This is a genomic window from Planotetraspora kaengkrachanensis (assembly GCF_016862895.1).
Taxonomy (GTDB): Bacteria; Actinomycetota; Actinomycetes; order Streptosporangiales; family Streptosporangiaceae; genus Planotetraspora; species Planotetraspora kaengkrachanensis.
This window is the reverse complement of record NZ_BONV01000055.1, coordinates 1-25,545: the sequence shown is the minus strand read 5'-3', so window position 1 is coordinate 25,545 and position 25,545 is coordinate 1. Positions and strand designations below refer to the sequence as shown.

Below are 25,545 nucleotides of genomic sequence, written 5' to 3'. Positions count from 1 at the left end.
CCCACGGGCGTTCACGGTCCCACGGGCGTTCACGGTCCCACGGGCGTTCACGGTCCCACGGGCGTTCACGGTCCCACGGGCGTTCACGGTCCCCCGAGCGGGACCCGGCCCGGCGCGGGTAGTGATTGGGTGATCGGCCCGGCGAGGCCGCGGACTCGGACGCGGGAGGACGTCATGAGGAACCGTCGACGGATCTACTTCATCCTGATGGGGACCTGCCTGGCGCTGTTCGTCCTCGCCGGGACGGTGATCGCACGCTTCTCTGTTCCTGCGGCCATCGCGGTCTCGATCGTGGCGCTGGCGATCCCGCCGCTCGCGGTGATCATCGCCAACCGGAACGGCGGGAACGGCGGGAACGACGGCGACCGCGGGTAGCGGGTCCGGACGGGCAGGCGCTCAGTCGGCGGCGCCCGCCGTACCGGTGAGCCATTCGCGAGCCTGCGCGAGATGATTCCCGTCGAGACCGTGGCGTGCGTCGACGTGGACCAGCAGGAAGTCGCCCACACCCTCGTGGGCCCGGAGGTAGTCGTCGTCGGCGGTGGTGAGCCCGTCGTCGAACCACACGAACGGCCGGCCGTCCACGTAGTCGGCGACCGGGCGGGTCTTGAAGTGCTCTCCGGCCTTCGAGACCGGGTCGCCGGTCACCCGGATGACCGGGAGTCGTGGCAGCCCGACACGCGGGGCGATCTCCACGTTGGCGTGCTCCTCCCAGGTCGTGGCCCAGACGAGCTCGGCGTTTGTGTCGCGGGCGAGTGAGAGCAGCAGGGGACCGTGCCGCCGGTCGAGAAGCAGCCGGTACAGACCGCCGTCCACCACGCAGTTGTGCCGGCGATACCGGAGCGACGATCGGCGGGACGGGTTCAGCACGCCGTCCACGTCCAGGAGGAGGAGAGGTTTCGACCGCATGACTCCATGATCGCTCATGGGCGCGCGACGCGTGGCCGGGCGGGGGTCCGGCCGCAGTGTCACACCGTGAGACGGCGCTCCCGCTGGGTGCGCCACTCGACCAGCAGCACCGTGGCGTCGTCCTGGAGCACGCCGTGCTGATGGGCCAGGATCGTCTGGACCAGCCGGCGCAGGGTCTCCGGCCCGGGCATGCCGTCGGCCTCGCGGCGGATGACGAAGTCGACGAAGCGCTCCAGGCCGAACAGCTCCTGGTCGGGACTGCGCGCCTCGATGATGCCGTCGGTGTAGATCAGCAGCCGGTCGCCGGGTTCGAGCTGGTAGTGGGCGGGGCCGGTGTTGACGCCGAGCCGCAGGCCCATCGGGGGCGACGGCGTGGTCTCGAGGGTCGCGACCCGGCGGCCCCCGCGGATGACCAGCGGCGGATGGTGACCGCGGTTGACCCAGGTCAACGAGCCCGACTTGACGTCCAGCGTGGCCATGACCCCTGTGGCGAAGCGCTGGGTGGCGAACTGATCGGCGATCGCTTCATCGATGGTCTCGCTGACGGCCAGCAGATCGGTGCCCTTGCGGCGGGTGTTGCGATACGAGCCGATCGCGATGGAGGCGGTCAGCCCCGCGGACGCGTCGTGTCCCATGGCGTCGAAGACCGACAGGTGCAGCCGGTCCCCGTCGGTCGCGTAGTCATAGGCGTCGCCGCCCACCTCGTAGGCGGGCTCGAGCACCGCGCTGACCACGATGTCGCCGTCGGCGAAGGTCCCCGACGGCATCAGGTTCCAGAGCACCTCCGCGGAGAGCGTCATCCTGTGAGCGCGCACGATCCGCGCGTACGCGTCGCTGGATCCGCGTTTGCTCACCACCAGCAGGGCGATCAGCGACGCCAGCGCGCAGGCGTTCCGTTCGGCGGACTCGTCGTCCACCGGGACGGTCAGCCCGAGCACGCCGACCCTCTCGGTGCCGTCGAGGAGGGGCACCCACATCTTCGTCCGGGTCTCCGCGGGTTCCGGGGCGCGGGGCCGGACGACCTCCACGTTGCGGAAGGCCCGCCCGGCGACGGTGGCGTCGACGTTCATCGGCCCGAGCGGCCGGCCCACCTCGTCGAGTTGGCCGGGCAGCGGGGCGAGGAAGCGGCTCTGGAGGTCGGAGACGAAGACCATCGTCTGCGTGAAGCCGACGGACGCGGCATGCTCGGCCACCAGGGCGGGGACCCGCTCCAGCGAGGCCAGGTGGCTGGCGGTCAACAGGCCCGCCAGCATCGTTCCGGCGTCGGGCACCGCCGCACCTCCCTCTCCCGCGCGTTCTCCCCTGACGACGGTACGCCTGGGGGTCCGTCGTCACGGTCAACGCTTCCTTGGGCAGGCCCCATGACCTCGTATCGTCACATGAGCGTCCAGAGCCGGATGCCCCCGTCACGCTCGCCGGTCGCCAGCATGTCGCCGTCGGGGCTGAGAGCCACCGACGTCGCCCCGGCCACGGTGGCGATCGGCCGCCGGGAGGCGACGTCCCACAGCCGGGCGGCCGCGCCGTCCATGACGGCCAGAGTCTTCCCGTCGGAGCTGTAGCTCAGTTGCTCGGTCCACTCGCCCGCCTTGAGGGTGGCGGTGACCTTCCGGGACGCGAGGTCCCACAACACGATGGCGCCCTTCTGGCACACGGCCAGGGACTTCCCGTCCGGCCTGAAGGCGAGCGCGGAGAGGTGTCGGCCGGCGTGCGGTGGCAAGGTGGCGGTGAGGCGTCGGGTCGTGACGTCCCACAGCCGTACGGAGCCGTCGTCGCTTCCCGATGCGAGTGTCCTCCCGTCGGGGCTCAGCGCAACGCGGGAGACCGTGCCCTTGGGCTCGGGGAAGGTGGCGACCGTCCTTCCCGAGGCCGAATCCCACAGGCGTGTGCTCTTGCCTCCGGTGGCGACGAACGTTCCGTCCGGGCTCAGCACGGTGGAGGACAAGAAGCTCCCGGGAACGTGAACGGTCTTCACGGCCTTCTTGGAGGCCACGTCCCACAGCCGGAGGGTTTCGTGGAGGTCGCTGAGGACCATCGTGGTCATCTCAGCGTTGTAGGCCACCGGGCACGTGGCGACGTTGCGCTCGGTTCGGCGGAAGCTCGTGACGATCCGCCGGGTGGCCGTGTTCCACACCCGGCCGACGTCGATGCTGCAACTCGCCAGGAACTTGCTGTCGGGGCTGAAGACCAGCGGTCCCACGGACTGCCAGTGACCGGTGAGTTCGGCCTTCAGGCGCAGGCCGCCGGTCACCGGGGCGGACAACGCCTCCGGCGTGGGCGCGGGGGTTCGCGACGGCGACGCGGCAGTCCGCGCTTCGGCGGAGGGGGCCGCCAGGGTTTGGGCGCGGACAGGATGCCGCCGTGTCTCGTCGACCACGAGGATCAACACCACGACGCCCGCCGTGATCGTGATCGCGAGCAGGCTCAGCACCGTGGTGAGGCGCCTCAGCCGGGCGCGCCCGGCGTCGTCGTCGGCCACGCCGTCGTCGTCACCACGTAACCGGTCTTCGTTCCGCATGCCACGAAGATTAGACAGCCTGGGAGGTGATCGTCACGAACTGCCGTACATGACGCGATCTGTTAATTCTTTCGTGGTTCGCCCCGATAAGTTCCGAAGGACCAGAGATTGCCCTCCGGGTCGACGACCGTGAAATCGCGCGAGCCGTAATCGGTGTCATGAAGCTCCTGGATCACCTTGGCGCCCGCCGCGGTCGCCCTCGCGTACAGCCCGTCCGGGTCGTCGGTCACGACGTACGCGCCGAACACGCCCGGCTGCACGGGCCACGGGTCGTCGGGGACGTCGCGGACGCTGCCGAGCATGATGCCGCCGCCGAGCGGCCAGGAGAGCTGGGCGTGGTCGACGTGGTCGCCCTCGCCGTACACGACGGTCTCCTCGAAGCCGAAGGCGTCGACGAGGAACCTGATCAGGGCGCGGGCGTCGCGGGCGCGCAGTGCGGGATAGACCTGGGGCGGTGGGGCTTCGTCTGTCATGACGCCGAGTGTGGCACCGGGGTGCCGGTCCCGGCTTGGACGTATCGGAACTCCTCGCCGAGCCAGCGGGAGGGTGAGCAGCCGGCGAACTCGCCGAACTCTCGCGCGAGATGGGCCTGGTCGTAGTAGCCGCACGCGGCCGCCACGTCGGACAGGAGCAGGCCCTGGTCCTCCGCGGCCCGCCGCATGAGGAGCCGCCGGACCCGGTCGAACCGCACGACCCGGGCCGCCGCCTTCGGGCTCAGCCCGACCTCGACGCCGAACCGCCGACTCAGGTACCGGCCGCTCCACCCGACCTCACGGGCCAGTTCCGCGGCCGGTACGGCTCCCGCCGACGTCAGCAGGCGCTGCCAGGCGCGCACGACCTCGCTTTGGAGCCGTGCTCCCGCGTCGAGGTGCGCCGACAACATCTCGTCCAGGACGGTGAACATCGCCGTCCAGCCGGGGGCCTCGAGCACCCGCTCCCGCAGCCGGTTCGCGAACGGCCCCATGACGTCGGCGGCGTCGACGACGGAGCCGGTGAGCTCGCCGGCGGGCAGGCCGAGCAGCGCCCGGGCGCCGAGGGGGGAGAGGCTCAGCTGGATGCCCGACTGCCGGCCGTCGTGCGTGATCAGCACGGGGGCGGTGTGAAGGCCGCCGACGAGCGTTCCGTACTCGGCCGGTGGAACGCGCGGGTCCGGGTGAGCGGCCACGACGAGCGGCTCGTACAACGCGATGATCACGGTCAGATACGGGGACGGCAGTCCGCGGTGCCGTCTCGGGCCCACGTCGGCGTCGCGATAGCCGCAGTACCAGGTCACGAACGGCCGCAACGGCGGCGCAGGACGCCTGCTGACGATCTCGGATACCGGCGGTCCCGCCATGATCGTCACCGCCTCGGTCGCGGACTGTGTCGCCCCGATCCTCGCCGCCCGGGGAACGCGGCGGAAGACCTCGTCGCATCCCGCGTGTCTTGACCTCCGCCCCCGCGCTGGGGCAGCATCGGACCTGCAAACGATTGCGGCGTTCTGGTCGGGGGCGGGACGGCGACCGAGATGGGAGCGCACTGTGGCGAACACGAACCGCATCAGCTACGTACCGATGGAGTCGATGGACGAGGCGATGCGGGAGGAGATGCTCAGATGTGCCCGTGAGGGCACCCCCCGGCCCGAGAGCTCGGCCGTCCGCGCGCACGCGCCGAACGCCTTCTGGGCCTTCGCCGACTCCTGGAAGGCGCTGTTCCACAGCGGCGTCTGCGACCACGCGATCAAGGAACTCTGCCGGGTCTACATCTCCCGCACGGTGAAGTGCGAGTTCTGCGGCAACCAGCGTTCGATCAAGGCCACCGCCGCGGGCCTGGTCGAGCAGCAGTACGACGAACTGCTGAACTTCGAGTCGTCCCCGAAGTACGACGAGCGGCAGCGGGCGGCGCTCTCCTACGCCGAGGCCATCGCCTGGGGTCTGGAGACCGACGACGCGTTCTGGGAGCGGCTGCACCGGCACTTCTCCGAGGCCGAGCTCGTCGAACTCGGCTGCTGCATCGCGCTGACCTACGGCCAGCAGAGCTGGATCCGCCTGCTGGGCATCGACCACCACGAGTACCTGGCGGGAACGTCCGCGTCCATGGCCCCGGGCTTCGAGACGGCCGAGGCCGCGGAGGCGTCGAAGTCCTCCGGCGACTACTGGGCGGCGCAGCCGGGCACCCGGACCTGACCGGCGGCCCGGCGTAGGGCGCTGCGGGCCTGACCGGCGGGTGTGACGGGCGGGTGTGACGGGCGGGTGTGACGGGCGCTGCGGGCCTGACCGACGGGTGTGACCGACGGATGTGACGGGCGCTGCGGGGCCGGCCGGTGGGCCCGGTGCGGGGCCGGTCGTGGCGCGGCCTCATCATGGCTTCATCCCGAACGAGGAGTGATGATCATGATGGGGCCGTTCGAAGATAGGACCGCGCTGGTCACAGGGGCCGGCCGCGGGATCGGCCGGGCCGTCGCGGTGGAACTCGCCCGAGCGGGCGCGCGAACCGTTCTCATGGCGCGCTCGCAGGACGAGCTCGCCGAATCCGCGCGCCTGGTCCGGGCGGCGGGCGGCGAGGCGCTCGTCGTCCAGGGAGACCTCTCCCGCCCCGACCGGATCTCCGACCTGCTCGGCGGCGCCCGCGACGATCTGGGGGACGTCGACGTCCTCGTCAACAACGCCGGGGTCGTCTGGCCGCTCGGGCCCAGCGCCGCTGTGGACGCCGCCGAATGGGCCGCGGCGATCGACGTCAACCTCGTGTCCGCGGCGACTCTCACGTTCGCGCTGCTGCCGGGAATGCTCAGCCGGAAGTGGGGACGGATCGTCAACGTCTCCAGCGGGGTCGCCGAGCGTCCCACGTCCATGATCGGAGCCAACGCCTACGCCACGGCCAAGGCGGCGCTCGAGGCCCACACCGTCAACCTCGCCGCCGAGGTGGCCGGCAGCGGCGTCACCGTGAACGCGTTCCGGCCCGGCCGGGTGGACACCGCCATGCAGACCTGGATCCGCGAACGGGATCCCGAAGAGATCGGCGCCGCTCTGCACGAGCAGTTCACCGACTACCACCGGGCCGGGCTGATCAGCCCGGAGGAGTCGGCGCGATCGCTGGTGTCCCGGCTGCCCGGCGACGCCACCGGGCAGACCTGGAAGGCGTCCGACCCCGTCTGAGGAGGCGGTTGTGCAAACGATTGAGGTGTGTAACATCCGGAACGGAGGATAAAGATCCATAAGTTGGGATGGATGAATTACGATCTTCTCTGACCGGGATCAGCGTGAGGAGCCGCGTGAACGACTTCAGAGCACCGTCCGGAGTTGACACGTCCACCCCGAGCGTCGCCCGGATGTACGACTACTACCTGGGCGGCAAGGACAATTTCGCGGCCGATCGCGAGGCCGCCGAGAAGATCATCGCGATCCTGCCCAACCTGCGGGACATCGCCAGGGAGAACCGCGAGTTCCTGGTGCGCGCCGTGACCTACCTCAGCTGGCAGGGAATCAGGCAGTTCCTGGACATCGGAGCCGGGCTGCCGACGCAGCGCAACGTCCACCAGGTCGCCCAGGAACTGGCGCCGGAATCGCGCGTGGTCTACGTCGACAACGACCCCATCGTGCTCACCCACGCGCGGGCGCTGCTCTCTGAGAACTCCCGCGTGATCGCCGTGGACGCCGACATGAGGCAGTCGCAGGCGTTGCTCGACCATCCGGACGTCCGCGGTCATCTCGATTTCTCGCAACCCGTGGCGATCCTGCTGCTGGGCGTCCTGCACTTCGTCCCGGACGACGACGAGGCCGCGGACATCGCGGCCACGTTCCGGTCGGCTCTAGGACCCGGCGGCTACCTCGTCGTCTCGCACGGGTCCATCGCGCCGCTGAGCGAGGAGCAGGAGCGTGAGGGGCACCAGGTGTTCAGCCGCACGTCCGCGCCGGGCGCCGCGTCCAGGACGCCGGAGCAGGTCGCGGCCTTCTTCCAGGGCCTCGACCTGGTAGAGCCGGGGGTCGTCGCCCTCCAGGACTGGCGTCCGCTGGACGTGCCGATCGTCAGACAAGGCGAAGCCGGCGCAGTAGGCGGCATAGCCCTCCGCACCCCCCCGGCGTGATCATGCAAGGATTCGCCGACGTGTGCTCTGACCCGCCGGTCCTCTGGCCGTGATCATGCACAGGTTCGTGAACGGCCCCTCTGACCAGCCCACCCCCTCCGCGTGATCATGCACACTGTCGCGCGGATGCTGGTTGAGCTGGTGCGACGTCCATCGTGATCATGCACTCCTTCGCCTGAGCCGTCGCCGGCCTGGCCGTACGCACTTTGTGATCATGCAGGCGGTGGGTCTCCCGTAGCTGCGGAGTGCTCTCGTGCATGATCGCTATGGGTGTTTGTGCAGCTCAAGTAGCGCACCTCCGAACCTGCGCATGATCACGACCGAAGTATGGGCAGGTGCGGAGGGGTGTCTGCGAATCTGTGCATGATCACGACCTGAGCATGGGCAGGTGAGAGGGGGTGTCGGCGAATCCATGCATGATCACGCGCGGGGGATGGGCTGGTCGGAGGGGGTGTTCACGAACCCGTGCATGATCACGCGCAGGTGATCACCACCAAAGGGGGTCATTCTTCGCCGGAGAAGCGTTCCCAGGCGGACTGGCGGGTCATGCCGAGGGCCTCCCCGATTCGGGTCCAGGTCACCTTCCGCTCCCGCAGGCGGGTGACCCACTCCTGCAGACTGTCCTCCACCTGCTTTCCCGCCGCGGCGAATTTGGGCAGTACTTCCAGGATCTGCTCGTCGGTCATCGTGTCCCACGAGGGGATCTGCGGGGTGGGGGAGGTCTCCTCGGCTTCGAGGATGACGAGGCAGAGCTGCACGCATTCGTTGCAGATGTAGACGCCCGGCCCGGCGATCACTTTCTGAACCTCGGTCTGCGGCTTCCCGCAGAACGAGCACTGCACGGTCGTCTTGACTTTGGCGGACGCGGCCATGGGGGGTCCTCTCCTGTACGGATGTCAGGGAATGCCTGACGTCTGCCGCACAGCCTAGAGTGTCAGGGAACGCCTGACAAGCCGCGGAAGTGGCCGGCCCGTCCGGGTCCGCGGACGACCGCGGACCCGGATCGGAACCGTCGTCAGATGACCGGGCCCGGCGTGTCCCGAGGGGGCACGGGGCCGCTGCCCGGGGCGGGGTTAGTGCCGCGTGCCGGCGGGACGGGCCCGGGCCCCGGCGCAGGCAGCGGCGTCTCACGTGGGTATTCGGGATTCACCGGCTGCGGGGGCATCGGCTCGCCGATGTCGTATCCAGAACCGGAACCGGTGCCGGTCCCGCCCTGCTGATGCGGGCCGGGGACCTCGCCCCGCCAGGCGCCGGTCTCGCCGCCGCGCGACTCGATGAAGCTCTTGAACCGTTCCAGGTCGCCTCTGACGCGCAGGCGCACGAGTTGCAGGGCGTCGGCGGCCTTCTCCGCGAAGCCCTCGGGGTCGTACTCCATCTGGAGCGTCACTCTGGTGTTGTCCTCGTTGAGGCGATGGAACGTGACCACGCCCGCCTGCCTCGGCCGGTCGAGGGACCGCCAGGCCACCCTCTCGTCGGGGTGCTGCTCGGTGATCTCCGCCGTGAACTCCCTGCGGACACCGCCGATCTCGACGACCCAGTCGGTACGGGTGTCGCCGAGTTGCTTGACCGACTCCACGCCCTCCATGAATTCCGGGAACGACTCGAACTGGGTCCACTGGTTGTACGCCGTACGGATCGGGACATTCACGTCGACGGAATGGTCGATCGAACTCATGCCTCCTCCTTCTCCTGTGGCTACGGCCACATCTGGTCACGGCCACGTGTGGGCTGCCAGGGATGCCCTGCCCGCGCCTCGGGGGCTAAACCCGGAGGTGAGCGATGATGGCGGACCTTGGAGAGGAGGTTGCCCGGCTTTGTGGACCCCGGTGAGCCGCCTGGCCGGTCAGAGGGCGCGCACGCCCATCACCGGCCAGGCGGACTGCTTCGTTCAGGTGAGACGGAACCGCCCGCGCGGCTACTTCCTCGCGGCCTTCTTCACGTCCATCACGAGGATGACGCGGTCCTTGCTGTCCGGGGGCGGCGGAGTGTCCTGGTCGCCGTAGCGCTGCCCGAGGCGGACGTAGAACGCCCCTTCGGGATCCGGGACGACGTCGACGAGGCTACCCCGGACCTCCAGGAAGCGCAGCGGGTCGTCCGGGTCGACGACCAGCAGGCTCATCGACGGGTTGTGCTGCAGATTGCGGTACTTGGCGCGGTAGGTGGTGTGGGTGAACCGGATCTGCTCACCGTCGAATTCGAACCACATCGGGTTCACCTGCACGGTGTCATCGGGCCGGATGGTGCCGAGATTGCCGAAAATCGGCCGCTCGAGCAGGTCAACCAGGTCATCGGGAATCACGCTCATGGCGAGGTAACGACGGTCGGCGATCATCGATTCCCGGTGGCGGGCCGATCTGTCACCCGCCCGGCGCCGGACCCCGGGCCGTTGGCCTGAAAGGGTGCGGACGTCGGGCACCATGGAGGAGTGACTCGGGCGATAGATGAGCCTCGTGGCGTTATGTCCGATACGTCAGCGGATCACGCGGACGTGCTCGGCGGTCTCGCCTTCAAGACGCTGGTCCGTCTCGTCTCGGACGGCGGGGTGGTGATCCTCAGCGGAGCCGGCCTGTCGACGGAGTCGGGCATCCCCGACTACCGAGGGGAGACCGGCAGGAAGAGACGGGCCGATCCGATGACGTACCAGACGTTCATCGGCAGTGCCGAGGCCCGCCGCCGCTACTGGGCGCGCAGTCATCTGGGCTGGCGGCACATCGCCCGCGCCGAGCCCAACGCCGGTCATCACGCGGTCGCGCAGTTGCAGGCGCGGGGCCTGGTATCCGGGATCATCACGCAGAACGTCGACGGCCTCCACCAGGCCGCGGGCGCCCGCAAGGTGATCGAACTGCACGGAGCCATCGACCGGGTGATGTGCATGTCCTGCGGCGGGCGCACCTCCCGCGGGCTGCTCGACCAGCGGTTACGCGAGGCGAATCCCGGCTGGCACGCCCAGGCGATCGTGATCAACCCCGACGGTGACGCGGTGATCGCGGACGACCAGATCGACGGGTTCGACGTCGTCGACTGCCACAGCTGCGGCGGGCTGCTCAAGCCCGACGTCGTGTTCTTCGGCGAGAACGTGCCGCGCATCCGCGTCGACGAGTGCTACGCGCTGACCGGGGAGGCCAGGACGCTGCTGGTCCTCGGGTCGTCGTTGACCGTGATGTCCGGCTTCCGGTTCGTCCGCCACGCCGGCGAACGCGCGATCCCCGTCGCGATCGTCAACCAGGGCGCGACCCGGGGAGACGACCACGCCCTCCTGGCTCTGGACGCTCCGCTCGGCCCGGCCCTCACCGCCCTCCTGGCGGAGCTCGGCCCGGCGAGCTGACCAGGCGCGCGTCCCGGGGGTGCCCCGCGTGCCGCTGAAGGCAGGGAGCATCCTTGCTTGGAGGACCACGCGGCCCCACCAGGCCGAACGCGTGACGTGGTCACGATTTCAAGGGGGAATGTCATGCCGAAGGTCGTCGTCGGTCAGGAGAACGGCTCCGACATCGAGATCTACTACGAGGACAACGGCACGGGCGTGCCGGTGGTGCTGATCCACGGGTACCCGCTCAACGGGCACTCCTGGGAGAAGCAGCAGAGGGTCCTGCTCGCCGCCGGATATCGAGTGATCACCTACGACCGCCGCGGCTTCGGGCAGTCCAGCCATCCCACCGTCGGGTACGACTACGACACCTTCGCCGCCGATCTGAACACGTTGCTCGACGCGCTCGATCTCGGCAGCGTGGTGCTGGTGGGCTTCTCCATGGGGACGGGCGAGGTCACCCGCTACATCGGCACGTACGGCACGGCGCGCGTGAAGAAGGCCGCGTTGCTGGGCGCGATCCCGCCGTTCCTGCTGAAAACCGACGACAATCCCGAGGGCGTCGACGGAGCGGTCTTCGAGGGCATCCAGAAGGCGATCGTCGCGGACCGGTTCGCCTACCTCAAGGACTTCCTGGACAACTTCTACAACGTCGACGTGCTGGGCGGCACCCGCATCAGCGACCAGGCGTGGCAGGGCAGCTTCAACGTGGCCGCGGGCGCGTCGGCCTACGCCACGTACGCGTGCGTGGGGTCGTGGCTGACCGACTTCCGCGACGATCTGCCGAAGTTCGACGTGCCGACCCTGGTCGTGCATGGCGACGCCGACCGCATCCTGCCCTTCGAGGCGACCGCCGCCCGGCTCCCGGGGCTGATCAAGGATCTGCGGTTCGTGAAGGTGGAGGGCGGGCCGCACAACATCGCCTGGACGCATCCGGAGGAGGTCAACGAGGCGCTGCTCGCCTTCCTCGCCGAGTAGACGAGTAGGCGAGCAGGGGGATCAGAGCAGGGTCATCTGCCCGGAGCCGGCGAGTGGATCACGATGCCTCCTGAGGTGCCGCCACTCGGGCAGGTCGTCGAGATACGACCAGGACAGCCGGTGATGCGGAGTGGGCCCGCTGGCCGCCAGGGCCGCCTGGTGGGCGGGTGAGGGATAGCCAGCGCTGTCGGCGAAGCCGTACTCGGGATGGTCGGCCGACAGCGTGGCCATCAGGCGATCACGATGCACCTTGGCCAGCACGGACGCGGCTGCGACGCTGACCGAGCGCTGATCGGCCTTGATCTCGCAGCGCACGCGCCACGGCCGGCCGAGGAAGTCGTGCTTGCCGTCGAGGATCACCATGTCAGGGCGCCGGGGCAGTGCCTCGAGCGCCCTGACGGTCGCCCGGCGCAGCGCCTCGGTCATGCCGACCTCGTCGATCTCCGCCGGGCTCGACTCTCCGATCGCGTGACCCGCGAGCCATCCTGGCAGGACGTCGGCGAAGGCCTCGCGGTGCGCGGGGGAGAGGAGTTTGGAGTCGTTGAGCCGCACCGTCCTGGCCCCTCTGCCGGGCAGTTCCGGGGCCGGGCTCAGGTCGGTGACGGCGGCGCACACCACCAGCGGCCCGGCCCAGGCGCCGCGGCCGACCTCGTCCACGCCCGCGATGCGGGTCGCTCCGCCGGCCGCCAGTTGGTGCTCGATCTCGTAACCGGCGGCCTGTCGTGGCCCGGACGGCTTCCCGCCGGAGAGGCCGGGCAGGGTGTCACTCATGACGCCGCCACGAGGAGCGCCACTCGGCCGACGTGTTCGGTCACGCGGTCGTCCGGGGTCGGCCTGGGGGACTGCTCGGGGGTTGGCGGCATCGGCCCATCATGGCAGCACGGGAGATCGATTGTGCCCCGACCGTTCCGTGCCCGACAATCCCCTGGATCGCCACGATGGCGGACAACACGTACGCCAGGGGTGAGAGTGGACCTGCTTCAGGAACCGCGGGTCATGCGCAGGACGGACTGGGCCATCGGCCTGTGCCTGCACCTGGTCCTGCTGGCCGTGTTGCTCTGGGGAGTTCTGGTCATCCTGGCCAGCGTGGTGCCCAGGGAACGTTCCGCCGAGGAGTTCTGGGCGAAGTCGAAGGCCGGGCAGGTCACGTACGTCGCGGAGAAACGGGATTACTCGACGCCCGGGGAGCCGCGAGTGGACCTGCGATGGTCGACTGGTCCGCTGACCTGGTATCACAGCACGGACCTGTATTCGCGCAATCAGCACGAACATTCTTTTCGCTACGGGTGGCACGAGGTCGTGCACCGCAGGGCGTACGAGGGCACCGGACGGTGGCTCTTGTCCGTCTGGCCGTTACGGGTTCCGGCTCCGGGCACAGGTCCGGTGGTGCAGATCGCGTGGTGCTTCGCGCTGCTGGTCATGCTCGTCACGAAGCGGACCCACCTGGCGAACCGGTGAGCCTGGCTCTGGTTGTTCACGATGGGGCAGGTCGGCGCGCTGCTCTATCTGGTCCTCGAACCCCGGCCGCTGTGGTGGGGGCCCGAGGAGCGCGAGCCGATGGATCCGCTGATCGGCGGCTTCGTGGGCTTCGGCCTCGCGCTCTGCCTCATGGCGGTCATCGGGCTCATCTGAGCGCGGTCCGGTAGGCCTCCAGCCGATCGACGAGTTCGCCGGGACGCGCGAGCGCGGGGAGGTGGCCGCCGCCCATCTCGTCCGGGGTGAGGCCGAGCCGTTCTCTCACGACGCGCCGCTGGAAGGCCGCGGGAAAGAACCGGTCGTCGCGGCAGAGAAGGAAGCGCGTCGGGACGTCGGGCCAGGCGGACAGCGGCCACGGCTTGCCGAACGGCGTGGCGGACTGTTCACGCACGTGGTGTGCCGACTCCGCGGCCACGTCGGCGGGCACGTCGTGCAGGAAGGCCGTGAGCGGATCGAACGGCGCGTCCGGGTCGCGGCCCTGGAGTTTCTCGTTTTCGCGGCGCGCCTGATCGTGACCCGTCGCGCCCCACCACTCGCCCGGGCTCTCACCCGGCCGCGGGACCATCGCGGCCACCAGCACCAGCAGGTCGACCGGGAGCCGGTCGCAGACCAGGGGCGCGGTGAATCCCCCCATCGACTGGGCCACCAGCACCAGCCCGGTGCGCTGCCCGACGGCGTCCACCACCGCGTCGGCGTACTCGGCCAGTCCCGTGCGGTCGTCGTCGCACGGCAGGTCGACCGCCACGACGTCGTGGCCGCGTTCGCGGAGCAGGGGGACGACCCGATGCCAGTACCACGAGTCGGATGCGGCGCCGGGGATGAGGACGTAAGTCGACATGTGCTGGATGGCTCCTCTTATGTCGTACCGGACGTCGGGACGAGGCCGACGAGCTTGGCCAGGAAACGATCGACCTGTTCCTCCAGCGGCGGCCACGGCAGGTCGGGCTGATTGACCCGCATCGACACGGCCCCGTGCACCGCCGCCCTCAGATCCAGTGAGACCACTGCGGCGTCGTCGGCCGGGGCGAGCCCGGCGTCGATGCACCCCTGCACCGCGGCGGTGGTGCGCTCGGCCAACTCCTGCTTGAACGACATGGCCGCCCGCCGGTTGAGCGTGCTCTCGTGCAGAACCTTGTACAGGCCGGGATGCCGTTGGACCCAACGGCCCAGCAGCAGGACGCGGGCACGCAACTTCCCTGCCGGATCGGCGGCATCGGTCTCGGCCTGATCGACGGCCTCCACGAGTTCGCGATGGAACCTCTCCAGGGCGGCCAGCACGAGCGCGTCCCGGTCGGCGAAGTGAATGTACACAGAGGTCGCCGCGATGCCGACCTCCCGGGCCACCGCGCGCATGGACAGGGCCTGGTCGTCGGCGAGTTCGTCCAGCAGCCGCAGGGCGGCGCCGACGATGTCCTCACGCAGCTGCTCGCCCTGGCCGCGCGGGTTGCGGCCTCGCCTGGCGCCGTGATGGCCGGCCGGAGCGGAAGAAGTCGTGTCCATGGTGGCCCCATTGTAGGCGGACGACCGTTGCACTACAGTCGTAGCGCTACAGCCGTTCAGGTACGGAGGAGTTTCATGGAAACCCAGGTGAAGGCACTGGATCCAGTGTTCGCCGAGATGAGCGCCGCCACCGACCGCCTGCTCTGGGACGAGATCCCGGAGCTGGCCACGCGCGAGAAGGTCCTGCTGTGCCTCACCGCCGACGTCTGCCTGCAGACCCTCGGCCTGCCCTTCGAACAGCACGTGACGATGGCGGCGGAGTGTGGCCTGTCGGGCGACGACCTGCGGGAAATGCTCCGCTTCGTCGCCTACGACAGCGGCTACCCCGCCGCCCTGGCGGCACTCGCCCGCCTGACCGACCTGGAACGGGAGCACGCCATGCCCGTCCCCACCGGCCAGGGTCATCAGGTGAACGCCGGCGGAACGGGCAGCCCGATCCCCGAGCCGATGCGGCAGACAGTGGCCGCTCTCGACGCGCCGTTCGGCATCTACATGGACCTGCAGTCGCGGATGCGCGCCGACATGCGACTGCTGTCTGTTCGTGAGCGCGCGTTCATCACGATGACCGTCGACGTGCTCTTCCAGACCCTGCAAGAAAGCTTCCGCGCCCACGTGACGCGAGCCCTCGGCGCCGGCGCCACGCCGGAGGAGGTTCGTGCCGTCGTGCGGTTCTCCGCACAGTTCGGCATGACCAAGGCATGGCGCGCCATGCACATGCTCGACGCCCTGCTCACCGAACTCGGCGTCGCCAGGATCTGACGACGATCAGGGCGCCGACCGGATACGACGCACACCTCGTCAGGTCTTCGTGCCCCGGACGGATAACGGCGCCGGCCGGGCCGCCCTGTGAGCAGGGGGCCCGGCCGGCGCCGTCACCTGGGATGTCCTACCGGAGGGCGGACCCTTCCACGACGGCCTCCTGAGATCCCTGCCGGGCGGTGCGGCGGGCGAGCGCCCCTCCCGCACGGCCGGGGATGGCCAGGACGACGAGCGCGGCCAGCAGGGCGACGCCCGCGCCGATCATGAAGTCGGCGCGGAACCCGGCCTCGGAGGGTACGGTGACCGGGCCCAGCCGTACGGTCATGTGGGCCAGGACGACGCCCATGACGGCGCTGGCGGTCGAGGTGCCGATCGCACGCATCAGGCTGTTGAGGCCGTTGGCGGCGGCGCTCTCCGACGCGGGGGCGGCGCTCATGATCAGGGCGGGCATCGACGCGTAGGCGAAGCCGACGCCGGCGCTGATCACCGCGGCGAAGGCCAGCACACCCCACGTGCTCCCCATGAGCGCGAGCGCCACGCCGTACCCGGCGGCGATCACGAGCGCGCCGACGAGCAAGGAGATCTTGGGGCCGCGCGCGGCGGAGAGCTTGGCGGCGAAGGGTGAGACGGCCATCATGACCAGCCCCGAGGGAGCCATCCAGAGTCCGGCAGCGAGCATGCTCTGGCCGAGACCGTAACCGGTGACCTCGGGTAGCTGCAGCAGTTGCGGGGCGATCAGCGACATCGCGTACATCGCGAAGCCGATCACGACGGACGCCAGATTGGTCATGAGGATCGGGCGGCGTGCACTGGTGCGCAGGTCGATCAGAGGTGCCGCGTGACGCAGCTCCCACACGCCCCACACCAGGAGGATCACGACCGCGGCGGCGAAGAGCCCGAGTGTGGTGGCGCTGCCCCAGCCCCAGTCGCTGCCCTTGGAGATCGGCAGCAGGAGGCAGATCAGTCCCGCCGACAGGCCGAGCGCACCGGCGAAGTCGAAGCGCCCGCCCGCACGCACGGCGGACTCGGGGATGATCATGAAGATCAGCACGCCGGCGATGGCGCCGAGGGCGGCCGAACCCCAGAAGAGCACGTGCCAGTCGGCGTTCTGCGCGACGGCCGCCGACGCCGGCAGGCCGAGCGCACCGCCGACCCCGAGCGACGAGCTCATGATCGCCATGGCCGAGCCCAGCCGCTCCTGGGGCAGGACGTCGCGCATGATGCTGATGCCGAGAGGGATCACGCCCATCCCGAAGCCCTGCAGCGTCCGGCCGATGACCATCGGGGCGAGCGAGTCGGCGGGGGCGCACACCAGCGAGCCGACGACCAGCAGGAGAGTGCTGATCAGCAGCAGGCGGCGCTTGCCGTACAGGTCGCCGAGCCGGCCGACGACGGGCGTGGCGACGGCTCCTCCCAGGAGAGTGGCGGTGATCGCCCACGTGGCGTTGGACGCCGAGGTGTGCAGCAGCTGGGGCAGCTCTGGGATGAGGGGGACGACCAGGGTCTGCATGACCGACACCGTGATTCCGGCGGCGGCCAGCACGCTCACGATCGCGCCGGTGCGCGATTCGGGGGCGGTGGTGCTCATGACGTCTCCACTCGACGTTGGCAAAGCCCGGCTCGGATTCCCCGGACCAGGCGATATGCATCCTACATATGCTGTGCAGCATGCATAATCGGGGGGTGGGGGCCGCCGAGCCACGAGGGAGGTACGGGCATGGAGAGGGAGATCACGGAGATCGAGCGCGAACTGAGGCTGATCGGCCGTCATGTCGCCATGGGCGCGTTCGGGACGAGGGGCCGTCTGGACCGGAGCGCGTACCTCCTGCTCAGCCGGATCGAGATCGAGGGGCCGATGTCGATCGGCCAGCTCGCTGAGGCGTTCGGGCTCGACACGTCGACGGTGAACCGTCAGACCGCGTCGCTGTTGCGCTCCGGCGTGGCCGAGCGGATCCCGGACCCGGACGGCGGGGTGGCACGCAAGGTGCGCATCACGCCCGAGGGCCTGCGCCGCCTGCACGCCGATCGTGCCTGGGCCACCGACGGGCTGGGCGTCGTGCTCGCCGGCTGGACGCGGGAGGATCTCGACGGCTTCGCCCGCGTTCTCGCCAGGTTCAACATGGCCGTCGAGGAACACGAGGGGCGCTACTGGCCCCGCACGGGCCTGTCCGGAACGTCGGGCCTGTCCGGAACGGTGGTCCCGCACGGTCGCCGGTCCGAAGAGGATCTCGGATGACGATGACGAGATGACGAGGCGACGAGATGACGAGGCGACGAGATGACGAGGCGACGAGATGACGGGAGGCGGGGCCGGCCGTCACTCGTGACGGAGTCTCCCTCCCCGCGGCGCGTGCTCGTCTCGTGACGCGTGCTCCGTTCGCGACTCGGCGTCCGGAACGGCCCGGTGAACGGGCCACACTCGGCGGCCACCGGGGCCGAGGCGGGCCAGTCGCGCGAGGGCGCGCTCAGAAGGGCTGCCCGGCTCGGCCGTGCTGATGAATATGCGCAGGCCGGGAGTGCTGGCGATGCAGAAGGTCTCGTGCCACAAGATCAGGTCGCCGGCCACGGGGTGGTGGAGCCGTTTCGGCTCGTCCGCCTTGGCCAGGACGTCGTGGCGGGCCCACATCCGGCGGAAGTCCTCACTCGCCTGGGAGAGCTCCTCCACCAGTTCGAGCACGGCGGGGTCCTCGGGGGCCGCGCCGGCGCGCAGGTCGGCCACCTTGGCCAGGGCCTCCCGCTCCCAGTCCAGATAGAACTCGCGTGACGCGGGGTTGAGGAAGGTGAAGCGCAGCAGGTTGTCGTAGAGGTCCTGCCCCGCGACGAGGCATCGGGACAGATGGTTCCTGGCCAGCACGTCCAGCCGGTGGTTCACCACGAACGCCGGTGCGTGGTCCCATCTGTCCAGAAGGCGCAGCACGCCCGCGCTGATCTGGTCGGACGTGCCGCAGGTCCGGTGCCGATGCGCGCGGGGGCTGGCGAGCTCGAACATGTGCTCCGTGGCGTCGGTAGTGAGGCCGAAGACCCGTGCCAAGGCCTGGAGCACCTGATCGGAGGGGTGGCGCTCCCTGCCCTGTTCCAGCCGGATGTAGTAGTCCGTGCTGACGCCGGCCAGCGTGGCCACCTCTTCGCGGCGCAGCCCCGGGATGCGGCGGGGGCCGCCGCGCGCGAGCCCCGCCTGGTCGACGCTCGTGACCTGACGCCGGGCGCGAAGGAAATCGCCAAGTGGCTTCTTGGCGTTCATAGTGACAACGCTATGCCGCGAAGGACGCCGAACCACAGTCGGCCCGGTCGAATCGAGTCACACAGAGCTCAGGCGGAACTTCCGTCTCGTAGGAACGCCGCCACGGTTCGTCCCGCCACCGGGCGCGCCTCAGACCTCGGAGGTCCGCCCGGCCTCGACCTGCAGGCGGCGGTCCACCTGCACGGCGGACAACATCCGCCGGTCGTGCGTGACCAGGAGCAACGTGCCCGGATAGTTCGCTAGGGCCGACTCCAACTGCTCGATCGCGGGCAGGTCGAGATGGTTCGTCGGCTCGTCGAGCACGAGCAGGTTGACCCCCCTCGCCTGAAGCAGCGCCAGCGCCGCACGCGTCCGCTCGCCGGGCGACAGGGTGGCCGCCGGTCGGGTCACATGCACGGCCTTCAGGCCGAACTTCGCCAGGAGCGTCCGGACGTCGGCGGGCGGCATCGGCGAGACCAGCGCGCCGAACGCGTCGAGCAGCGGCTCGTCTCCCAGGAAGAGCCCGCGCGCCTGGTCGACCTCGCCGACGACGACGCCGGGGCCGAGCGACGCGTGGCCCTCGTCGAGGGGGAGCCGCCCGAGCAGCGCGGCGAGCAACGTGGACTTGCCTGAGCCGTTGGCCCCCGTGATGGCCACCCGGTCCGCCCAGCCGATCTCCAGGTCGACGGGACCGAGGGTGAAGGAGCCGCGGCGGACCACGGCGCCGCGGAGGGTGGCGACGACCGCGCCGGCCCGGGGCGCGGCGGCGATCTCCATCCGCAGCTCCCACTCCTTGCGCGGCTCCTCGACGACCTCGAGCCGTTCGATCAGCTTCTCCGTCTGGCGGGCCTTGGCCGCCTGCTTCTCCGTCGACTCGATGCGGACGTTCCGTCCGATCTTGTCGTTGTCGGGCATCTTGCGGCGGGCGTTGCGCACTCCCTTCTCCATCCAGGAGCGCTGGGAGCGGGCCCGGGCCTCGAGCTGGGTTCTGGTCTCGGCGTACTCCTCGTACTGCTCCCTGGCATGCGTGCGGGCCACCTCGCGTTCCTCCAGGTACGCCTGGTAGCCGCCGCCGTACAGCGTGATCTGCTGCTGGGCGAGGTCCAGTTCGAGCACGGAGGTGACCGTCCTGGCCAGAAACTCGCGATCATGGCTGACCAGGACGGTGCCCGCGCGCAGGCCGGTGACGAACCTCTCCAGCCGGTCGAGGCCGTCGAGGTCGAGGTCGTTGGTCGGCTCGTCGAGCAGGAACACGTCGTAGCGGCTCAGCAGCAGCGAGGCGAGGCCGGCGCGGGCGGCCTGGCCACCCGACAACGAGGTCATCGGCTGGTCGAGGTCGACGGTGAGACCGAGGTCGGCGGCCACCTCGGCGGCGCGCTCGTCGAGGTCCGCGCCGCCCAGGGTTAGCCAGCGCTCCAGGCTCGTGCTGTAGGAGTCGTCCGCGCCGGGCAGACCCTCGACCAGCGCCTGCGTGGCGGCGTCGAGGTCGCGTTGCGCCTGGGTGACACCGGTGCGGCGGCCGAGGAAGCTCCGGACGGACTCGTCCGGCCTTCGGTCCGGCTCCTGGGGCAGGTGGCCGACGACCGCGGTGGGCGGGGAGAGCCGGACGGCGCCCTCCTCCGGGTCGTCCAGGCCGGCGAGCAGGCGGAGCAGCGTGGACTTGCCCGCGCCGTTGACTCCGACCAGCCCGATGACGTCGCCCGGGGCGACCACGAGGTCGAGCCCCGAGAACAGGACCCGCTCCCCGTGCCCGGCGGCCAGGCCCTTCACCACGATCGTTGCGCTCATATCCCGAACGATGCTAGTGCCGTCCCGGGAGTACCGGCGTGATCGCGGGTCCGTCGCAGCGGGACGTGGCGGCCGCGGCGCTGAGATCCCGCTGACAGTCTGTCGGAGGCCGCCGCTACGGTGATTCGCATGTCGCGTGCCCCCGTCGCCGTGGCCGCGGTCGTGACGATCGCCGCCGGGCTGTTGATCAGAACGTTCCTCGACGGTCCGTTCGCCAAGTACGCGGGGGACGCGCTCTACACCGTCCTGCTGTATCTGCTCGTGCTGCTCGTGATCCCGGCCGCGCGCCCCTCCCGGGTGGCGCCGATCTCCCTCGCGGTCAGCTGGCTGATCGAGTTCTCCCAGCTTCTCGATCTGCCCGCGATCGCGCGCCCGATCCTCGGCAGCACGTTCAACGCCCCTGACCTGCTCTGGTACGCCGTGGGAGCCGGGGCGGCCTGGGTGATCCACGCCGGGGTGAGGCAGGCGGCCCGCTCCCGCGGGCCGGACAGCGGCCAGGATGGTGGCCACGATGGGGCCGGTCCCGCCGGCGAGGAACCCGCCTCGTCGCCTGCCGGCCGTGACGAACGGAACTGAGGATCGAATGGCTCAAGAACTGACCGTGATGGCCGTGCACGCCCATCCGGACGACGAAGTGATCAGCACGGGCGGGATCCTGGCCCGTTACGCCCATGAGGGAATCCGCACGGTTCTGGTGACGTGCACCAACGGGGAACAGGGTGACGGGCCTGGCGGAGTGAAGCCGGGTGAGGAAGGCCACGACCCCCGGGCGGTGGCCGAGCACCGGCTCGGCGAGCTGCGGGAGTCGGCGGCGCATCTCGGCATCGCCCATGTCGAACTGCTCGGATACCGTGATTCCGGCATGGAGGGCTGGGAGGCGAACAAGCACCCCGACGCCTTCGCCAACACCCCCGTGGAGGTCGCCGCCGCGAAGCTCGGCAGGCTCATGGAGCGCTATCGGCCCCAGGTCGTGGTCACCTACGACGAGAACGGCGGCTACGGCCACCCGGACCACATCCAGGCGCATCGGATCGCGGTGGCGGCGACCGAGTCGACCGGGATCCCGGACAAGCTGTACTTCGGAGCCGCCCCCCGCGCCAGGATGCGGGAGTTGTTCGAACACATGCGCGCCCTGGGTGCGGACTGGGCCGAGGGCGAGATGCCCGACGACTTCGGCACCCCGGACGAGCTCGTCACCACCGCCGTGGACGTCTCCGCGTACTTCGAGAACAAGGTCAAGGCTCTGCGGGCGCACGCGAGCCAGGCGGACGGCGCGTTCATGCTGGGGCTGCCCGAGGACGTCCAGCCACGGGTCTTCTCCCCGGAGTACTTCACCCGTCACTTCTGCCGCATCGATGCACCGGATCGGGAGGACGACCTGTTCGCCGGTCTTCGCGCATAGGCGCGAGCAGGTGTGCCCAATGGTGGCTAACGGTAAAGACGGATGCCGCTCGGGCTGGGATCGTGGAGGGGTCGCCGCCGACCTCCCGTATCGGGCCGTAGCGGTCCGGCAGGGGAGGCGGTGAGTACCGTTATAGTGCATACAGTATGGGGGTCCCTGGTCGGGGGAGATGGGCCATCTGCACGGAGGACACGCCTTGAGCGGCAGGTCCCGATGCGCCGCGCACATCCGGCGCGCGCTGTCGCGTGCCCGCCCGCGCTCCATCCGGGGCCGCATCACCGCCCTCGTCACCCTGCTGGCCCTGCTCCTGCTCATCCCCACCGCCGCGGCTGAGGGTGCGGTGGGACGGCAGGCGGTCGCCGACGCCATCTGGCTGGAGGCCAGGCAACAGGCCGATCTCACGGCGGCCGCCGTCCGGGCCGGCAACACGACCAACCCGATACTGCCGCGGGTGCCGGGAGCGAACCTGGTCCAGGTGGTGGCGCCGGACCACCGCGTGATCGGCGCCTCCAAGGACGCCATGGGGCTCCCGCCGCTCAGCTCGGTCTGGCCGAGCGCGAGCGACCCGGAACGTGACGTCCAGAACTGCGCCTCGGCGCGGGTGGGATGCGTGCGGCTGGCGGCGCTGCGGGTACAGCCGGGCAACGGCTCACCGGTCGTCTACGCGGGCCGGCCGGTCGCCGTGCTGACCTCGACGGAGATCTTCGTCCGGCTGTTCTGCATCCAGGACGCCCTGCTGGTGCTCCTTGCGGCGTGGGCGACGTGGCTGGTGACCGGCCGTACGCTCAGGCCGGTGGAGGCGATCCGCACCGAGCTGGCCACGATCAACTTCAACGATTTGAGCGGACGGGTGCCCGAGCCCCCGGGGGACGATGAGATCGCCCGGCTCGCCCGGACCGTGAACGGCACGCTCAACCGGATCGAGCAGGCCAAGCGGTCCAGCGACCGGATTCTGACCAGGCAGCGTCAGTTCGTCGCCGACGCCTCGCACGAGTTGCGCACCCCCCTCGCGGGACTGCGGACGGAGCTGGAGGAGGCCAGGATGCACCCGGAGGACACCGATCTGGCCCTCCTGCTCCGGGACGCGATGGGCGACGTCGACCGGCTGGAGCAGATCATCACCGATCTCCTGCTGCTGGCACGGGTCGAGGCCACCGCCGACGGCGAGCGGCGGCGGCTGGACCTGACGGACCTGGTCCGGCGTGAGGTCGCCGCGCGGCCGGGCCGGCCGCGGGTGCGGCTGTGGGCAGAAAGGGACGTGCACGTCCTGGCGGTTCAGTCCCAGCTCGTCCGCGCGTTGCGCAACCTGCTCGACAACGCCCAACGGCACGCGATTGACGCCGTCGACGTCCAGGTGCGGCGATACGGCGGTTTCGCGGAGCTGATCGTGGCCGACGACGGGCCGGGCATCCCCGAGGCCGACAGGGAGCGCGTCTTCGAGCGGTTCACCCGGCTGGACACGGCGCGCAGCCGCGACCACGGCGGCACCGGCCTCGGCCTGGCCATCGCGCGCGACGTCGCCCACGCGCACGACGGATCGTTGCGTGCCGGCGAGTCGCCCAGCGGCGGAGCGAGGTTCGTGTTCAGGATCCCCCTGGACGACTCCGGCTCGTCCCCCTGAGCGCCCGATCAGGGCTTCCCTGTCCGAATCGACCGGCTCTGCCGGAACAATGCTCTGATACCCGGAAACGCCGATACGATCGGCCCTGTGGAGCCCGAAGACGTGTACGGCCCGCCACGGGCGGGCAGCCGCAACCGGCGGGCTCCGGTGCCGGGATGACGATGCGCGCCTTCGTGATCACCGGACCCGGCCGGGCAGAGGTCATGGACGTGCCCCGGCCTGAGCCTCTTCCCGACGAGGTCGTCGTCGACGTCGAGCGGGCCGGTGTCTGCGGAACAGACGCCGAGTTCTTCACCGGGGACATGGCCTACCTGCACACGGGTGAGGCGCGTTACCCCATCAGGATCGGCCACGAGTGGGCGGGCGTCGTCTCCGCCGTGGGCGACGCGGCCGACCCATCCTGGATCGGCCGGCGGGTCACCGGCGACACCATGCTCGGTTGCGGGCACTGCCGGCGTTGCCGCGCCGGCCGCGGGCATCTGTGCGCCGACCGCTACGAGATCGGCATCCGCAACGGCCGGCCGGGCGCCCTCGCCGAACAACTGGCCGTGCCGGTGCGCGCTCTTCAGCCGTTGCCCGACACGCTCGATCCGGCGCTCGGGGCCCTGGTGGAGCCGGGCGGCAACGCGTTGCGCGCCGTGCGGGGCGCAGGCCTGCTGCCCGGTGAGCGGCTCCTCGTCCTGGGGCCCGGCACGATCGGGCTGCTCGCCGCACGGATCGCCGAGGCGGAAGGCGCCGAGGTCCACCTGCTCGGCCGTACGAGGCAGTCCCTGGACTTCGCCAGGCGTATCGGTTTCGCCCACGTGTGGACCGCGGAGTCGTTGCCGGAACTCAGGTTCGACGCCGTCATCGACGCGTCGAACGCCGCCGCGCTGCCCGGGCTCGCGCTCGACCTGGTCGAGCCGGGACGGCATGTCGTCTACATCGGCCTCGCCGGTGAGCCGAGCCTCGTCGACACCCGCACCATCGCGCTCAAGGACGTCACCGCCGTGGGCGTGCTCAGCGCCTCCGGCGGCCTCGAAGGCACCGTCGGCCTGTACGCCTCCGGAGCCGTCGACCCGCGCCCTCTCGTCGCCGCGACCGTGGCACTGGAGGACCTCGCGGCCGTCCTCGGCGGGGAACGGCGCCCCGAATGGGGCGGAGCCCCCAAGGTCCACGTGGACCCGCGCCGCTGAGGTCCCATGCTTTGGCCGGTCCCTGGAGTGACCCGGGGATTGATCTGAATCACCCCAGGGCACGACGAGCAGGCGGATGAAGCCCTGTCCGTCGAAGCGGGGACGGAGAGAAACTCGGTGACCATGCCCATCAAACGATCTTGCATTGCGCCTCTGGGGGTTGCGGGCGGGGCGCTCGTCCTGCTCACCGGTTGCGGAGCCGGCGGGCTCGTGTCAGGAGCGCGACCCGTCGCCGACGTGGCGGGCGTCGTCGCGAGCCCGTTGCCGTCCGCGTCGTTCAATGACGCGGACGTCATGTTCACGCAGATGATGATCGTTCATCATCAACAGGCCACTGACATGGCGGACCTGGCGACGACCCGGGCCTCCGACCCGGAGGTCAAGAAGCTGGCCGCCGCCATCAAGGACGAGCAGCAGTCACAGATGAAGACCATGCGCGCCATGCTGACGGGCTGGGGTTGGACCGCCGCACCCAGCCGGATGGCGCAAGACATGCCCGGTCTGGTCTCGCAGAGTGACATGGACAAGCTCACGGCGGCCAAAGGTCGCGACTTCGACAGGCTCTTCCTGCAGCACATGATCGCTCACCACAAGGGAGCGATCGAGATGGCTCGCACCGAGCTGGCGCAGGGTGCCGACGAGCAGGCCAAGAAACTCGCGGACGCCATCGTGGCCGACCAGCGGCCCCAGATCGACCGGATGCAGAGCATCCTCAACCGACTCTGACGGCGGTGGAATCCGCGGAGGCCGAAGCCGCTGACCTCTCCGCGACGCCCGTCCGTATGGGCGCGCGACAGCCCTGAAGCGACCCGGTGATCATTTCTTGTCGCGGCACTAG

Annotated in this window: 29 protein-coding genes; 15 read left to right on the top strand and 14 right to left on the bottom strand. The window is 70.2% G+C overall.

From position 1 onward, the window contains the following. Nucleotides 1–129 precede the first annotated feature (129 nt). Nucleotides 130–375: a DUF3099 domain-containing protein gene (locus Pka01_RS38290; RefSeq protein ID WP_275414542.1), complete on the top strand. Its 246-nt coding sequence runs from the start codon at nucleotides 130–132 to the stop codon at nucleotides 373–375. Between the two features lie 21 nt (nucleotides 376–396). Here the strand turns inward: Pka01_RS38290 and Pka01_RS38285 are convergent, their stop codons facing one another. The 5 genes from Pka01_RS38285 to Pka01_RS38265 form a co-directional block, all read right to left on the bottom strand. Then, nucleotides 397–906: an HAD domain-containing protein gene (locus tag Pka01_RS38285; protein ID WP_203887902.1), complete on the bottom strand. Its 510-nt coding sequence runs from the start codon at nucleotides 904–906 to the stop codon at nucleotides 397–399. Between the two features lie 59 nt (nucleotides 907–965). After that, the gene (locus Pka01_RS38280) at nucleotides 966–2,177 is read right to left on the bottom strand and encodes a PP2C family protein-serine/threonine phosphatase (protein WP_239116160.1); all 1,212 of its coding nucleotides are present in this window, start codon (nucleotides 2,175–2,177) and stop codon (nucleotides 966–968) included. Between the two features lie 104 nt (nucleotides 2,178–2,281). Then, entirely contained in the window at nucleotides 2,282–3,421 is a 1,140-nt protein-coding gene (locus tag Pka01_RS38275; RefSeq protein ID WP_203887904.1) for a WD40 repeat domain-containing protein, read from the bottom strand. 62 nt (nucleotides 3,422–3,483) lie between these two features. Next, the gene (locus Pka01_RS38270; RefSeq protein ID WP_203887901.1) at nucleotides 3,484–3,894 is read right to left on the bottom strand and encodes a VOC family protein; all 411 of its coding nucleotides are present in this window, start codon (nucleotides 3,892–3,894) and stop codon (nucleotides 3,484–3,486) included. Then, the gene (locus Pka01_RS38265) at nucleotides 3,891–4,757 is read right to left on the bottom strand and encodes a helix-turn-helix domain-containing protein (protein WP_203887900.1); all 867 of its coding nucleotides are present in this window, start codon (nucleotides 4,755–4,757) and stop codon (nucleotides 3,891–3,893) included. Before Pka01_RS38265 ends, Pka01_RS38270 begins: the two co-directional genes overlap by 4 nt. A 184-nt stretch (nucleotides 4,758–4,941) precedes the next feature. On the opposite strand from Pka01_RS38265, the gene Pka01_RS38260 reads away from it, so the two are divergent. The 3 genes from Pka01_RS38260 (at nucleotide 4,942) to Pka01_RS38250 (ending at nucleotide 7,484) form a co-directional block, all read left to right on the top strand. Beyond that, a complete protein-coding gene (locus Pka01_RS38260; RefSeq protein ID WP_203887899.1) occupies nucleotides 4,942–5,586 on the top strand; it encodes a carboxymuconolactone decarboxylase family protein in 645 nt (214 codons plus the stop codon). 207 nt (nucleotides 5,587–5,793) lie between these two features. After that, nucleotides 5,794–6,555, top strand: a complete 762-nt coding sequence (locus Pka01_RS38255; protein ID WP_203887898.1) for an SDR family NAD(P)-dependent oxidoreductase — start codon at nucleotides 5,794–5,796, stop codon at nucleotides 6,553–6,555. Between the two features lie 116 nt (nucleotides 6,556–6,671). After that, nucleotides 6,672–7,484: an SAM-dependent methyltransferase gene (locus Pka01_RS38250; protein WP_239116151.1), complete on the top strand. Its 813-nt coding sequence runs from the start codon at nucleotides 6,672–6,674 to the stop codon at nucleotides 7,482–7,484. 503 nt (nucleotides 7,485–7,987) lie between these two features. Here Pka01_RS38250 and Pka01_RS41430 read toward each other — a convergent pair. The 3 genes from Pka01_RS41430 to Pka01_RS38235 all read right to left on the bottom strand — a co-directional run bounded on the left by Pka01_RS41430 (nucleotide 7,988) and on the right by Pka01_RS38235 (nucleotide 9,816). After that, nucleotides 7,988–8,356, bottom strand: coding sequence for a ClpX C4-type zinc finger protein (locus Pka01_RS41430; protein WP_203887896.1), 369 nt, complete (start codon nucleotides 8,354–8,356; stop codon nucleotides 7,988–7,990). 143 nt (nucleotides 8,357–8,499) lie between these two features. Beyond that, on the bottom strand, nucleotides 8,500–9,159 hold the full coding sequence (locus tag Pka01_RS38240) for an SRPBCC family protein (protein ID WP_203887895.1): 660 nt from the start codon (nucleotides 9,157–9,159) through the stop codon (nucleotides 8,500–8,502). 240 nt (nucleotides 9,160–9,399) lie between these two features. Next, nucleotides 9,400–9,816 carry a PPOX class F420-dependent oxidoreductase gene (locus Pka01_RS38235; RefSeq protein ID WP_203887894.1) on the bottom strand — a complete coding sequence of 139 codons (417 nt, stop codon included), beginning with the start codon at nucleotides 9,814–9,816 and terminating at the stop codon, nucleotides 9,400–9,402. Between the two features lie 126 nt (nucleotides 9,817–9,942). Between Pka01_RS38235 and Pka01_RS38230 the strand changes: the two genes are divergently transcribed. Together Pka01_RS38230 and Pka01_RS38225 are read left to right on the top strand one after the other, a co-directional pair. Next, entirely contained in the window at nucleotides 9,943–10,809 is an 867-nt protein-coding gene (locus Pka01_RS38230; RefSeq protein ID WP_203887893.1) for an NAD-dependent protein deacetylase, read from the top strand. 123 nt (nucleotides 10,810–10,932) lie between these two features. Continuing rightward, complete coding sequence (locus Pka01_RS38225) at nucleotides 10,933–11,766, top strand: alpha/beta fold hydrolase (protein ID WP_203887892.1); 834 nt, start codon at nucleotides 10,933–10,935, stop codon at nucleotides 11,764–11,766. Between the two features lie 21 nt (nucleotides 11,767–11,787). Here Pka01_RS38225 and rnhB read toward each other — a convergent pair whose 3' ends face one another. After that, nucleotides 11,788–12,537, bottom strand: a complete 750-nt coding sequence (gene rnhB / locus Pka01_RS38220) for a ribonuclease HII (RefSeq protein WP_203887891.1) — start codon at nucleotides 12,535–12,537, stop codon at nucleotides 11,788–11,790. A gap of 198 nt (nucleotides 12,538–12,735) precedes the next feature. Between rnhB and Pka01_RS38215 the strand changes: the two genes are divergently transcribed. Together Pka01_RS38215 and Pka01_RS38210 are read left to right on the top strand one after the other, a co-directional pair. Beyond that, a complete protein-coding gene (locus tag Pka01_RS38215; protein WP_203887890.1) occupies nucleotides 12,736–13,224 on the top strand; it encodes a hypothetical protein in 489 nt (162 codons plus the stop codon). A gap of 21 nt (nucleotides 13,225–13,245) precedes the next feature. Beyond that, nucleotides 13,246–13,398: a hypothetical protein gene (locus Pka01_RS38210; RefSeq protein WP_203887889.1), complete on the top strand. Its 153-nt coding sequence runs from the start codon at nucleotides 13,246–13,248 to the stop codon at nucleotides 13,396–13,398. Here the strand turns inward: Pka01_RS38210 and Pka01_RS38205 are convergent. Beyond that, nucleotides 13,391–14,080, bottom strand: coding sequence for an alpha/beta fold hydrolase (locus Pka01_RS38205; RefSeq protein ID WP_203887888.1), 690 nt, complete (start codon nucleotides 14,078–14,080; stop codon nucleotides 13,391–13,393). The two genes, Pka01_RS38210 and Pka01_RS38205, sit on opposite strands and share 8 nt — an antisense overlap. Before the next feature lie 17 nt (nucleotides 14,081–14,097). Next, nucleotides 14,098–14,742 carry a TetR/AcrR family transcriptional regulator gene (locus Pka01_RS38200; RefSeq protein ID WP_203887887.1) on the bottom strand — a complete coding sequence of 215 codons (645 nt, stop codon included), beginning with the start codon at nucleotides 14,740–14,742 and terminating at the stop codon, nucleotides 14,098–14,100. A gap of 75 nt (nucleotides 14,743–14,817) precedes the next feature. Here Pka01_RS38200 and Pka01_RS38195 point away from each other — a divergent pair, with 75 nt between their 5' ends. Next, entirely contained in the window at nucleotides 14,818–15,501 is a 684-nt protein-coding gene (locus tag Pka01_RS38195) for a carboxymuconolactone decarboxylase family protein (protein ID WP_203887886.1), read from the top strand. Nucleotides 15,502–15,628: 127 nt separating this feature from the next. Here Pka01_RS38195 and Pka01_RS38190 read toward each other — a convergent pair whose 3' ends face one another. After that, nucleotides 15,629–17,089 (bottom strand): MFS transporter, encoded by a 1,461-nt coding sequence (locus Pka01_RS38190; RefSeq protein ID WP_203887885.1) that lies wholly within the window; start codon nucleotides 17,087–17,089, stop codon nucleotides 15,629–15,631. A 129-nt stretch (nucleotides 17,090–17,218) separates the two neighbouring features. On the opposite strand from Pka01_RS38190, the gene Pka01_RS38185 reads away from it, so the two are divergent. Then, the gene (locus Pka01_RS38185; protein WP_203887884.1) at nucleotides 17,219–17,737 is read left to right on the top strand and encodes a MarR family winged helix-turn-helix transcriptional regulator; all 519 of its coding nucleotides are present in this window, start codon (nucleotides 17,219–17,221) and stop codon (nucleotides 17,735–17,737) included. Nucleotides 17,738–17,818: 81 nt separating this feature from the next. On the opposite strand, the gene Pka01_RS38180 is transcribed toward Pka01_RS38185, so the two are convergent. Beyond that, complete coding sequence (locus Pka01_RS38180; protein WP_203887883.1) at nucleotides 17,819–18,742, bottom strand: helix-turn-helix domain-containing protein; 924 nt, start codon at nucleotides 18,740–18,742, stop codon at nucleotides 17,819–17,821. 129 nt (nucleotides 18,743–18,871) lie between these two features. Beyond that, nucleotides 18,872–20,509: an ABC-F family ATP-binding cassette domain-containing protein gene (locus Pka01_RS38175; protein WP_203887882.1), complete on the bottom strand. Its 1,638-nt coding sequence runs from the start codon at nucleotides 20,507–20,509 to the stop codon at nucleotides 18,872–18,874. A gap of 129 nt (nucleotides 20,510–20,638) precedes the next feature. Between Pka01_RS38175 and Pka01_RS38170 the strand changes: the two genes are divergently transcribed. From Pka01_RS38170 to Pka01_RS38150, 5 genes are all read left to right on the top strand, one after another. Continuing rightward, the gene (locus Pka01_RS38170; RefSeq protein WP_203887881.1) at nucleotides 20,639–21,085 is read left to right on the top strand and encodes a ribosomal maturation YjgA family protein; all 447 of its coding nucleotides are present in this window, start codon (nucleotides 20,639–20,641) and stop codon (nucleotides 21,083–21,085) included. Nucleotides 21,086–21,092: 7 nt separating this feature from the next. Further along, nucleotides 21,093–21,911 carry a PIG-L family deacetylase gene (locus Pka01_RS38165; protein WP_203887880.1) on the top strand — a complete coding sequence of 273 codons (819 nt, stop codon included), beginning with the start codon at nucleotides 21,093–21,095 and terminating at the stop codon, nucleotides 21,909–21,911. Nucleotides 21,912–22,107: 196 nt separating this feature from the next. Next, nucleotides 22,108–23,532 (top strand): sensor histidine kinase, encoded by a 1,425-nt coding sequence (locus Pka01_RS38160; RefSeq protein ID WP_239116149.1) that lies wholly within the window; start codon nucleotides 22,108–22,110, stop codon nucleotides 23,530–23,532. A 155-nt stretch (nucleotides 23,533–23,687) separates the two neighbouring features. Then, entirely contained in the window at nucleotides 23,688–24,707 is a 1,020-nt protein-coding gene (locus tag Pka01_RS38155) for a zinc-dependent alcohol dehydrogenase (RefSeq protein WP_239116147.1), read from the top strand. A gap of 123 nt (nucleotides 24,708–24,830) precedes the next feature. Next, nucleotides 24,831–25,433: a DUF305 domain-containing protein gene (locus tag Pka01_RS38150; RefSeq protein ID WP_239116162.1), complete on the top strand. Its 603-nt coding sequence runs from the start codon at nucleotides 24,831–24,833 to the stop codon at nucleotides 25,431–25,433. The last annotated feature ends 112 nt before the right edge of the window (nucleotides 25,434–25,545 follow it).

What these genes read in the sequence shown, in the direction of transcription:
- Pka01_RS38285 (WP_203887902.1), bottom strand. Translation starts at nt 906, where the DNA reads ATGCGGTCGAAACCTCTCCTCCTCCTGGACGTGGACGGCGTGCTGAAC.
- Pka01_RS38275 (WP_203887904.1), bottom strand. Translation starts at nt 3,421, where the DNA reads ATGCGGAACGAAGACCGGTTACGTGGTGACGACGACGGCGTGGCCGAC.
- Pka01_RS38270 (WP_203887901.1), bottom strand. Translation starts at nt 3,894, where the DNA reads ATGACAGACGAAGCCCCACCGCCCCAGGTCTATCCCGCACTGCGCGCC.
- Pka01_RS38265 (WP_203887900.1), bottom strand. Translation starts at nt 4,757, where the DNA reads ATGGCGGGACCGCCGGTATCCGAGATCGTCAGCAGGCGTCCTGCGCCG.
- Pka01_RS38255 (WP_203887898.1), top strand. Translation starts at nt 5,794, where the DNA reads ATGATGGGGCCGTTCGAAGATAGGACCGCGCTGGTCACAGGGGCCGGC.
- Pka01_RS41430 (WP_203887896.1), bottom strand. Translation starts at nt 8,356, where the DNA reads ATGGCCGCGTCCGCCAAAGTCAAGACGACCGTGCAGTGCTCGTTCTGC.
- Pka01_RS38240 (WP_203887895.1), bottom strand. Translation starts at nt 9,159, where the DNA reads ATGAGTTCGATCGACCATTCCGTCGACGTGAATGTCCCGATCCGTACG.
- Pka01_RS38235 (WP_203887894.1), bottom strand. Translation starts at nt 9,816, where the DNA reads ATGATCGCCGACCGTCGTTACCTCGCCATGAGCGTGATTCCCGATGAC.
- Pka01_RS38230 (WP_203887893.1), top strand. Translation starts at nt 9,943, where the DNA reads ATGTCCGATACGTCAGCGGATCACGCGGACGTGCTCGGCGGTCTCGCC.
- Pka01_RS38225 (WP_203887892.1), top strand. Translation starts at nt 10,933, where the DNA reads ATGCCGAAGGTCGTCGTCGGTCAGGAGAACGGCTCCGACATCGAGATC.
- rnhB (WP_203887891.1), bottom strand. Translation starts at nt 12,537, where the DNA reads ATGAGTGACACCCTGCCCGGCCTCTCCGGCGGGAAGCCGTCCGGGCCA.
- Pka01_RS38210 (WP_203887889.1), top strand. Translation starts at nt 13,246, where the DNA reads ATGGGGCAGGTCGGCGCGCTGCTCTATCTGGTCCTCGAACCCCGGCCG.
- Pka01_RS38205 (WP_203887888.1), bottom strand. Translation starts at nt 14,080, where the DNA reads ATGTCGACTTACGTCCTCATCCCCGGCGCCGCATCCGACTCGTGGTAC.
- Pka01_RS38200 (WP_203887887.1), bottom strand. Translation starts at nt 14,742, where the DNA reads ATGGACACGACTTCTTCCGCTCCGGCCGGCCATCACGGCGCCAGGCGA.
- Pka01_RS38195 (WP_203887886.1), top strand. Translation starts at nt 14,818, where the DNA reads ATGGAAACCCAGGTGAAGGCACTGGATCCAGTGTTCGCCGAGATGAGC.
- Pka01_RS38190 (WP_203887885.1), bottom strand. Translation starts at nt 17,089, where the DNA reads ATGAGCACCACCGCCCCCGAATCGCGCACCGGCGCGATCGTGAGCGTG.
- Pka01_RS38185 (WP_203887884.1), top strand. Translation starts at nt 17,219, where the DNA reads ATGGAGAGGGAGATCACGGAGATCGAGCGCGAACTGAGGCTGATCGGC.
- Pka01_RS38180 (WP_203887883.1), bottom strand. Translation starts at nt 18,742, where the DNA reads ATGAACGCCAAGAAGCCACTTGGCGATTTCCTTCGCGCCCGGCGTCAG.
- Pka01_RS38175 (WP_203887882.1), bottom strand. Translation starts at nt 20,509, where the DNA reads ATGAGCGCAACGATCGTGGTGAAGGGCCTGGCCGCCGGGCACGGGGAG.
- Pka01_RS38170 (WP_203887881.1), top strand. Translation starts at nt 20,639, where the DNA reads ATGTCGCGTGCCCCCGTCGCCGTGGCCGCGGTCGTGACGATCGCCGCC.
- Pka01_RS38165 (WP_203887880.1), top strand. Translation starts at nt 21,093, where the DNA reads ATGGCTCAAGAACTGACCGTGATGGCCGTGCACGCCCATCCGGACGAC.
- Pka01_RS38155 (WP_239116147.1), top strand. Translation starts at nt 23,688, where the DNA reads ATGACGATGCGCGCCTTCGTGATCACCGGACCCGGCCGGGCAGAGGTC.
- Pka01_RS38150 (WP_239116162.1), top strand. Translation starts at nt 24,831, where the DNA reads ATGCCCATCAAACGATCTTGCATTGCGCCTCTGGGGGTTGCGGGCGGG.